Source organism: Sulfuricurvum sp. (genome assembly GCF_019163035.1).
Classification (GTDB): Bacteria; Campylobacterota; Campylobacteria; order Campylobacterales; family Sulfurimonadaceae; genus Sulfuricurvum.
Genome location: NZ_JAFLKV010000117.1, coordinates 1 through 7,816, shown reverse-complemented (window position 1 = coordinate 7,816; position 7,816 = coordinate 1). Strand labels below are relative to the sequence as shown.

Annotated in this window: 11 protein-coding genes; 6 read left to right on the top strand and 5 right to left on the bottom strand. The window is 44.0% G+C overall.

Annotated features, from left to right (window positions below; translation table 11 throughout):
- A partial coding sequence (locus tag JZU62_RS08400) for a cytochrome-c peroxidase (protein ID WP_295013777.1) occupies positions 1–888 on the top strand: 888 nt, incomplete at its 5' end.
- Positions 889–893: 5 nt separating this feature from the next.
- On the opposite strand, the gene JZU62_RS08395 is transcribed toward JZU62_RS08400, so the two are convergent.
- Positions 894–1,574, bottom strand: a complete 681-nt coding sequence (locus JZU62_RS08395; RefSeq protein ID WP_295013775.1) for a L,D-transpeptidase family protein — start codon at positions 1,572–1,574, stop codon at positions 894–896.
- A gap of 69 nt (positions 1,575–1,643) precedes the next feature.
- Here JZU62_RS08395 and JZU62_RS08390 point away from each other — a divergent pair, with 69 nt between their 5' ends.
- The 4 genes from JZU62_RS08390 (at position 1,644) to JZU62_RS08375 (ending at position 5,462) form a co-directional block, all read left to right on the top strand.
- Positions 1,644–2,267: an acyl-CoA acyltransferase gene (locus tag JZU62_RS08390; protein ID WP_295013773.1), complete on the top strand. Its 624-nt coding sequence runs from the start codon at positions 1,644–1,646 to the stop codon at positions 2,265–2,267.
- Positions 2,268–2,363: 96 nt separating this feature from the next.
- Positions 2,364–3,650 (top strand): Na+/H+ antiporter NhaC family protein, encoded by a 1,287-nt coding sequence (locus tag JZU62_RS08385; RefSeq protein ID WP_295013771.1) that lies wholly within the window; start codon positions 2,364–2,366, stop codon positions 3,648–3,650.
- Complete coding sequence (locus tag JZU62_RS08380) at positions 3,647–4,315, top strand: response regulator transcription factor (protein WP_295013769.1); 669 nt, start codon at positions 3,647–3,649, stop codon at positions 4,313–4,315. Before JZU62_RS08385 ends, JZU62_RS08380 begins: the two co-directional genes overlap by 4 nt.
- Entirely contained in the window at positions 4,278–5,462 is a 1,185-nt protein-coding gene (locus tag JZU62_RS08375) for a HAMP domain-containing sensor histidine kinase (protein WP_295013767.1), read from the top strand. The genes JZU62_RS08380 and JZU62_RS08375 overlap by 38 nt, the downstream gene beginning before the upstream one ends.
- Positions 5,463–5,540: 78 nt before the next feature.
- Here JZU62_RS08375 and JZU62_RS08370 read toward each other — a convergent pair whose 3' ends face one another.
- The 4 genes from JZU62_RS08370 to JZU62_RS08355 all read right to left on the bottom strand — a co-directional run bounded on the left by JZU62_RS08370 (position 5,541) and on the right by JZU62_RS08355 (position 6,744).
- The gene (locus JZU62_RS08370; RefSeq protein ID WP_295013765.1) at positions 5,541–5,834 is read right to left on the bottom strand and encodes a c-type cytochrome; all 294 of its coding nucleotides are present in this window, start codon (positions 5,832–5,834) and stop codon (positions 5,541–5,543) included.
- 28 nt (positions 5,835–5,862) lie between these two features.
- Entirely contained in the window at positions 5,863–6,192 is a 330-nt protein-coding gene (locus JZU62_RS08365; protein ID WP_295013763.1) for a hypothetical protein, read from the bottom strand.
- A 61-nt stretch (positions 6,193–6,253) separates the two neighbouring features.
- The gene (locus tag JZU62_RS08360) at positions 6,254–6,475 is read right to left on the bottom strand and encodes a hypothetical protein (RefSeq protein WP_295013761.1); all 222 of its coding nucleotides are present in this window, start codon (positions 6,473–6,475) and stop codon (positions 6,254–6,256) included.
- Positions 6,472–6,744: a hypothetical protein gene (locus JZU62_RS08355; RefSeq protein ID WP_295013759.1), complete on the bottom strand. Its 273-nt coding sequence runs from the start codon at positions 6,742–6,744 to the stop codon at positions 6,472–6,474. Before JZU62_RS08355 ends, JZU62_RS08360 begins: the two co-directional genes overlap by 4 nt.
- Positions 6,745–6,873: 129 nt before the next feature.
- Between JZU62_RS08355 and JZU62_RS08350 the strand changes: the two genes are divergently transcribed.
- Positions 6,874–7,323, top strand: a complete 450-nt coding sequence (locus JZU62_RS08350; RefSeq protein WP_295013757.1) for a DUF2721 domain-containing protein — start codon at positions 6,874–6,876, stop codon at positions 7,321–7,323.
- The last annotated feature ends 493 nt before the right edge of the window (positions 7,324–7,816 follow it).

The window sequence follows — 7,816 nt, the reverse complement described above, 5'->3', positions numbered from 1 at the left end:
CCAAAAAATCCGACTACTGCGGCTAAAGTGGAACTGGGAAAAATGCTCTATTTTGAACCACGCCTCTCTAAAAGTGGTTTGATCAGCTGTAACAGTTGTCATAACCTCGCAATCGGAGGAGTTGACGGTATGTCTGCCGCTATTGGACACAAATGGACTGCTAACCCACACGGACTAAGCTCACCGACGGTCTACAATGCCGTATTCTACAGCCAACAATTCTGGGACGGTCGTTCACCTCATCTCGAAGACCAAGCTCAAGGACCGATCCAAGCGGGACCAGAGATGGCGGCACCCAAAGATTTCGTCACCGGTGTAGTTAACTCAATGCCTACATACGTGGGTATGTTCCAAAAAGCATACGGGAAAGATGTCAAAATTACGTTTGAAAAAGTGGCAGACACGATCGCCGTATTCGAGCGTACCCTTGTTACTCCATCACGCTATGATGATTTCTTGAACGGCAAGAAAAATGCGTTGAGTACAGCGGAACAAAAAGGGCTTAAAACCTTTATTACCAAAGGGTGTGCTACCTGTCACAACGACATCGCACTCGGCGGAACAATGCAGGCTTTCGGTGTGGTCGCTCCGTATAAACACATGAACGTAGGAGATTTCAAAGGGGATAAAAACGGTATGGTACGTGTACCGACATTGCGTAATGTGACACAAACCGCCCCGTATTTCCACAATGGACAAATGGCAACTCTTCCTGAGGCAATTAAAGAGATGGGACGTATCCAGCTCGGTGTTGCTTTAAATGATAATGAAACAGCTGAGATCGAAACATTCCTAAAAGCGCTAGAGGGTAAAAAACCGATCGTCGTTTATCCGATGCTTCCGGCTTCTACAGCAAAAACTCCTAAAGTTGACGTCGTTAATAACTAAAAAATCTACTCACATACAATACCGGGAAACTCTTCTCGGTATTTCCCACATTCACTTTTTAACACTTGCAATATCTGAGGCTTTTTCACGGGGTCTAACCATTTAAGTAATTCAAGAAGCGGCGCTTCATCCATCGCACTGCAACCCGATGTAGGATGCTTATCCGCATGGTTAAGATGGATAAAAATACATGAACCGCGACTACGTTGTCCCATATCGTTGTATCCGATCACCGCGCCGTAGCGATAAACACCGTCGGATCGATGCATCACTTCGTAACTCGCGGGGAGAGAACTTTTGTCATAAATACGGAGCATTTTGTTATAACGGGAATCATTCACATCATCCACACAATAGAGATTGTCGTCCGCATACCAGTAGGGAAGTTTAAACGTCGTATTCTGATCGTAACCAAATGTTGCCGTTATCGAAAAAATTCCCGAGGGGGAACGTCCATCCCCTTCAATTTTAAGAGGCTCTTTAAACGCAACGTATCCCAAACCGCTTCGACCTAGCGTCAGGGGGGGTTGATCGCCTATTTTCACCCACTGTTCATGTTTCTCATACCGTTGCATAGAGGCTTGAGTCGCATTGAGTTCGGCTGAGAGTACCACAATAAGTTGCTCTGATGCAACCGCCATAAAAAGCGAAGACGAAAGGAAAAGGGGTAAAATTATTTTCAACATCTCATTTTTCTTAGTTTGTTTTAAAGTTAGGTAGTATAGCATATAGAAAATTTGGCAAGTGAGGCAATAATGGCAATAACGGTTCGTAAAGCAACGGAGGCGGATATTGAGATTATTGCCCAAGCATTGCTGGAAAGTTCACGCGGAGGGAAGAAGATCGGCTTGTTCGATCTGGTTTTTAACACCTCTGAATATGAAGTTCTCTTAGATAATCTCAAACGCTTAAGCCTCGCCTCGACTAAAAGCTATTGCCATTTCTCTAATTTTTTCATTGCCCTCTCAGATGGAACCATTGCCGGAACCATCTGCGGATATGAACCTCGCATTGCTACCCATGAGATTTTTTCAAAAGCGCTCGAAGAGATTGGATTTGATGAAACCTATCACGAACGGATTGCGGCCTATCTGCTATGCGAAGGTGAAGTGGATAACAAAACCTTTGTCCTCGATTTTATGCTTATCAAAAACGAATTTAAAAGTCTTGACGTCTTCAAAGAACTCATCGGTAAAAGTATGCTCACCGCTCGCCTCAAAGGGTACCGTAAAGTGCAAACGGCAATCGAAATTGGCTCAGTTGAGAATGAAATGATCTACAAAAAACTGGGCTTTACAGTCATCGATGAAAAACGGAGTGAATACTATAGTGAACAATTTGACCGTCCCGGTATTATGCGCTTGCAAATGATATTGTAAGGACTCACCATAGAATACGGAATTTTAGGACTACTCCCACCGGTCATCGCCATTTTTCTCGCTTTTTTTAGCCGTTCAGTCTTTATTGCACTTGCTATGGCGGTTCTTGTCGGCGAATTTATCATTGCCGATTTTCATCCCCTTAATGGACTTTTCCTAAGCTTTGAGCGTTTTGGAGGACTATTGAGTGAGGGATGGGTACTCAAAACCCTTGCCTTTGCGATCATGGTGGGTTCGGTTATGACCCTTATTGAGCGAAGCGGAGGGGTCAACGGACTGGTTCACGAACTGAGTGTCAAGCGCTCATGGGTCAAAACCAAACGGGGGGCGCTGATGCCCAGTTTTATCGCTGGGATTATCGTATTTATCGAATCCTCCATCACTTCGCTCGTTGCGGGTGCCATCGGGCGCCCTTTTTGTGATCGTCACGGAATCAGTCGCGCCAAACTCGCTTTTGTCTGTGATTCGACCTCCGCTCCCGTATGCTCACTGATCCCGCTCAACGGTTGGGGTGCCCTTTTACTCGGACTTATCGGGGGACAAATCACCGCAGGGCTTATCGCGGGAGAGAGTGCTACATGGTTAGTTCAATCCATTGCCTTTAATTTTTATGCCTTTATGGCTCTCATCGTCACCTTTATCGCTATATGGTTTGAGATCGATATCGGTCCCATGCGCCATGCCACGATTACCCCTCCCCAAATCGAATGTGAAGATGCAAAAGGAGACATTGGACTATTCCTATGGCCGATGGTGTGGATGATCGGAGGGGTCATTACTTTTATGTTTATCACGGGAAATGGAGATATTTTCAAGGGTTCGGGTTCAACCTCTATCTTTTACACCCTTCTCATCACTTTGATATTGATGCTGGGATATTACCGATTTAAAAATGCGCTCACGACCCGTGAATTTTTATCTGCCTCTTTGAGCGGAGCGAAATCAATGGCTCCGATAGCCGCTATTTTACTGTTTGCCTTTGCCATCGGCGGAGTGAGTTCGGACATGCACGTGGGGCAATATCTCGCCTCGTTTATCGGTGATTATCTCCCTAGAGAGTATTTGGCGGGGGCTATTTTTGTTCTGGCGGCGATTATCGCCTTTGCGACGGGGACGAGTTGGGGGACGTTTAGTATCATGCTCCCCATCGCCATCCCCCTCGCTGTCGGTCTCGATGCACCCATCGCACTGGCAATGGGAGCGGCGATATCGGGTGGCGTGTTTGGCGATCACTGCTCCCCTATCTCCGATACCACTATCATCTCCGCCATGGCGAGCGGATGTGAAGTAAAGGAACACGTTAAAACGCAGCTCCCCTATGCTCTGATTGCAGCGGGAATGTCACTCATTTTATATATTCTATTTGGAATCGCACTAACATGACAAAAGCCTCTCTTCTCCTCCTCGAAGATGACCCGAATCTCTCAGAGAGTGTGAGCGAATATCTCGAAGAGCAAGGCTATCAAGTCACTTGTGTGTATGATGCAACTAGCGCCGAAGATACCCTGTATGAGCAAAAGTTCGACCTCCTCCTCCTCGATGTCAACGTTCCGAACGAGAATGGATTTTCGTTGCTCAAAGCAAGCCGAAAAGAGGGAAATATTACCCCCGCTATTTTTATCACCTCTCGCAATGCGATGCAGGACGTCGAAGAGGGATTCGAGAGCGGCGGGGATGATTACATCCGCAAGCCTTTTGCACTCAAAGAGTTGCTTCTTCGGATTCAAACGATACTAAAGCGGAATTTTTATCATAATCCGACCGATGCCCTTACCCTTGGTGAAGCGATCACGTATGACATTGATAATCAAGTGCTAACCATCAACGGCAGTATTCAAAACCTCCATCTCAAAGAACACAAACTCCTCAAACTCTTTATCCAGCACCGCAACGAACTACTATCTCATGAAATGATTATGGAGCATTTGTGGGACTATGATGAAACCCCTAGCGATGGAAGTCTACGCACCTATATCAAAACGCTCCGCAAACTCCTCGGAAAGGATTCCATTGTCAGCCACAAGCGCCTCGGGTATCAATTTCGCTAAATACCGTACGCTCAGAGGTTTTTTACTGCTGTACGGAGTGATGAGCATCCTTATCTTATCCCTTATGGCTACCCTCTATTACGAGTCGATGAAAGAGCAAATGCTCTCTTCTCATCGCCTTGCAATGCAGCTGGAATCGGAGAGCTATGTCCCCCGACTCAAAACATGGCTAGAGAGCGGTCATAATCTGAAAACATTCCCCAAAGATTTAGCCTACACAACAGCCCTTTATGGATACGACAAAGATCTTCTCGTAGGAAATCTACACCAAAAACATCACAATTTCAGTGAAAATATCGTTTTGCACGAGGGGTATATACACCTTATCCTTGCCCTATCCCCGTATGGTTTGGGTGAATACTATTTGGTATTTGAAACCCGTGATGATGAGCTATGGCGACACCAAGTACTAACAAACTCGCTTCTTTTCGGCTCCATCCTCTTTTTGATCCTCGGAATTATCGGATTTAGTCTCTCTCGGATGTTTTTACGCCCCATGAACGAAGCGATAGCCCTGCTCGATGATTTTATCAAAGACACCACGCATGAGCTTAATACTCCCGTCAGTGCCATCCTCACCAATATTGAAGCACTCCATGAACAAGAACTTCCCGAAACCGTACAAAAAAAGCTCAAACGGATCGAAATCGCCTCCCGTACTATCTCAACCCTCTACGATGATCTCACCTACCTCATCCTCAACCACGATTTAGCGGTAGAAAATAGAGAGCTTAATCTGAGTGATCTTTTACATGAAAGAGTAGAATATTTCCGCCACCGTATCGAGCAAAAAAAGATTGCCCTCACCACTCACATCGACCCTGATATCACCTTTTGGATCGATACCACCAAAGCAACTCGGGTGATCGACAATCTCCTCTCCAATGCGATCAAATACAACCGTATAGGTGGTGCTATCTCTATCACCCTCCATACTGGTGTGTTGTGCGTCGAAGATAACGGTATCGGCATCCCAACAGAAATGATTGATCGGGTGTTCGAGCGCTATACGCGCGCCGATAAAAGTGTAGGGGGATTCGGGATCGGTCTCAATATCGTCGCGATGATTGCCCGTGAATATGATTTGAAAATATCGATTGAATCAAAAGAGAGAGGGGGAACGAAGATTTGTGTGAAGTGGGAATAGCCCCGCAAAAGCGGGGAGAGACGAGAGACAAAAACATAACATTGTGGGCTACGACGGCTCGTAGCAGCTAAAGTGTGTTTATTTCAACCCTGCAATATAATCGCTTAGTGCTTTCATATCGCCATCGCTCAAAGAGGCCGTTTGACCTTTCATGATCGCACCCATCCCTTTGGTATTGCGCGTTCCCGCTTTGTATCCTTTGAGGGCATCAAGCGTCTTAGATGAACTCCATCCGGCAATCACTTCTGATTTACCCAAAGCGGCTTTTTCACCTTTGGCACCGTGACACGCCGCACATTTTTGATACAGAGCACCGCCATCAGAAGCACTCAACATAGCTGTAAGACCAAGAATAGCCATTAACGTTTTCATAATAAATCCTTTTACCCTATTTTATTTTTCAACCACAACTCGGTACATTGCCCGAATCATTGCCGTATTCTTTGGCGAAATCACCAATATCTTGAAGTTGATTGCTCATCGATGGGTTGGTTAATACCGGTAGTGAAGCCGGAAACCGTTCACCATACTCTTTGATAAACCCTTTTGCATCGTTCGCAAAAAGCTCTTCCCATTCTGCCACCGTATGTTCAGCGGCAAACTTGGTTCCGTTCATGTTGAATTTCGCTTTGAGCGTTTTTAGATATGCTTTTTGACCCGCTTTAGCATCCGCCGAAGCAACTGTAGCACTGAGTGCTGCGATTAATATGAGTGAGAGTAACTTATTCATCCTAAACTCCTTTTTGATGAGAGCAGTATAAAAAGTTATTGTGAAGTGATTGTGGAACGTATTAGAGGTTTTCGAGGCGATTGATCAATTCGACGGTTTGTTTCTCTTGCTCGTACAAAGCGAAGCTTTTACGAACATACGCCTGTAGCAGGAGTTTGAGGTCGTTGTTCCCCTCAAAAGCAAAATCCTGTTTCATTTGCGCGATCAAAAATCGGGCAAAATCTTCCTCGACATCAATGTCGTAACGCTTGGCATTGAGAGTGAGGGATACTTTGGTTTTCATCCAAGGAGGCTTTCGATTTTAGAGACGATAGCTTCGATTTCGACATCTTTGGCAGCCAGTTCATCTTTGTACATTTTAATCTCGTCATCTTTCGAAGCAAGAGCTCCATGCAAACGTTCGATTTCAGCATCTTTGTTCTCTTCACTGCCGCGCATTGAAGCACTCTCGGAACGAAGGGATTCGAGTTCTTCTTTAAGAACTGATTGTTTTTCCATTAAATCGGTAACAAGTGTTGAGAGTTTTTCGAGTGGAGTGGGATTAAATAGCATAATGAACCTTGAGGATATAAAGTCTTGAGTATAATTTTAACACAGTTTAGCTCTGGATGACTGACGTGATTTAAAATTTGAGAGATTTTAATCCGCCATAATTTTGACCATTGCATTGGAAGGTGTTTTATGTTACTAACTGACCTTATTGAAACATTACAATTATCTATCAGCCCCGTCATCCTTATTTCCGGTATCGGCTTAATCCTTTTAAGTCTAACAAACCGTTTCGGACGCATAGTCGATAGGACACGTCAACTCTCGGTTGAGTATCGCACCTCTTCGAGCATAGATCAAGAGCGTATTTTATCCGAACTGAAAATACTTACCCTCAGAGCAAAAGTCATTAGAAACAGCAACTTATTAGCCGTTCTTAGCGTTTTGCTCATTTCGTTTATAATCATCGGGCTGTTTGCATCTACACTGTACCACTTTACGATGACCTATATCCTCATCATCTTGTTTATTTCCAGTATCATCAGCTTGATCTTTTCACTTTTTTTATTTTTCTACGATCTTGATCTCTCACTCAAAGCTCTTTGGATTGAACTTCCAAAAGGATTAGACAAATCTATCTGAGTTGGCACTACCTTTTAAGTATAAGTCGTATACTATGTGTGAATGATTATATGATTAACAAATCCAAATAAAGGGGATATTATGGCAAAAGGCCAAGATTCAAAAAAAGCAGTTAAAAAAGCACCGACAAAAACGTTAAAAGAAAAACGCACTGACAAAAATTCGAAAAAAAGTTAGATAGTAGAGATAATTCAGCTTCTCGTTTTTTTGATTATGCCAAAGTTTAAAATACTTTATGGAATTTACCCTATTAACGAGTATTAGATCTAACTCTATACTACTCATAAAACGCGGAAATATTGACGAATGCAATCGAAGCAAATTCTATGACTATATCTTTTTACACCGATAGTTGCTTATCATACTCGCCCCATATACGATGAGCTATTTAATCAGGGGTTATAGAGGGTTGATTGGAAAAATAGAGTTTGTAATCATACGCTACGGTATGCGAAGCTCGCCGAAGCTAATAAGGTTTCGGCAGTGGAGAAGA

Bases quoted from the DNA above. Each gene is read 5' to 3' on its own strand.
- JZU62_RS08395 (WP_295013775.1), bottom strand. From the start codon at position 1,574: ATGTTGAAAATAATTTTACCCCTTTTCCTTTCGTCTTCGCTTTTTATG.
- JZU62_RS08390 (WP_295013773.1), top strand. From the start codon at position 1,644: ATGGCAATAACGGTTCGTAAAGCAACGGAGGCGGATATTGAGATTATT.
- JZU62_RS08385 (WP_295013771.1), top strand. From the start codon at position 2,364: ATGGCGGTTCTTGTCGGCGAATTTATCATTGCCGATTTTCATCCCCTT.
- JZU62_RS08380 (WP_295013769.1), top strand. From the start codon at position 3,647: ATGACAAAAGCCTCTCTTCTCCTCCTCGAAGATGACCCGAATCTCTCA.
- JZU62_RS08370 (WP_295013765.1), bottom strand. From the start codon at position 5,834: ATGAAAACGTTAATGGCTATTCTTGGTCTTACAGCTATGTTGAGTGCT.
- JZU62_RS08365 (WP_295013763.1), bottom strand. From the start codon at position 6,192: ATGAATAAGTTACTCTCACTCATATTAATCGCAGCACTCAGTGCTACA.
- JZU62_RS08360 (WP_295013761.1), bottom strand. From the start codon at position 6,475: ATGAAAACCAAAGTATCCCTCACTCTCAATGCCAAGCGTTACGACATT.
- JZU62_RS08355 (WP_295013759.1), bottom strand. From the start codon at position 6,744: ATGCTATTTAATCCCACTCCACTCGAAAAACTCTCAACACTTGTTACC.
- JZU62_RS08350 (WP_295013757.1), top strand. From the start codon at position 6,874: ATGTTACTAACTGACCTTATTGAAACATTACAATTATCTATCAGCCCC.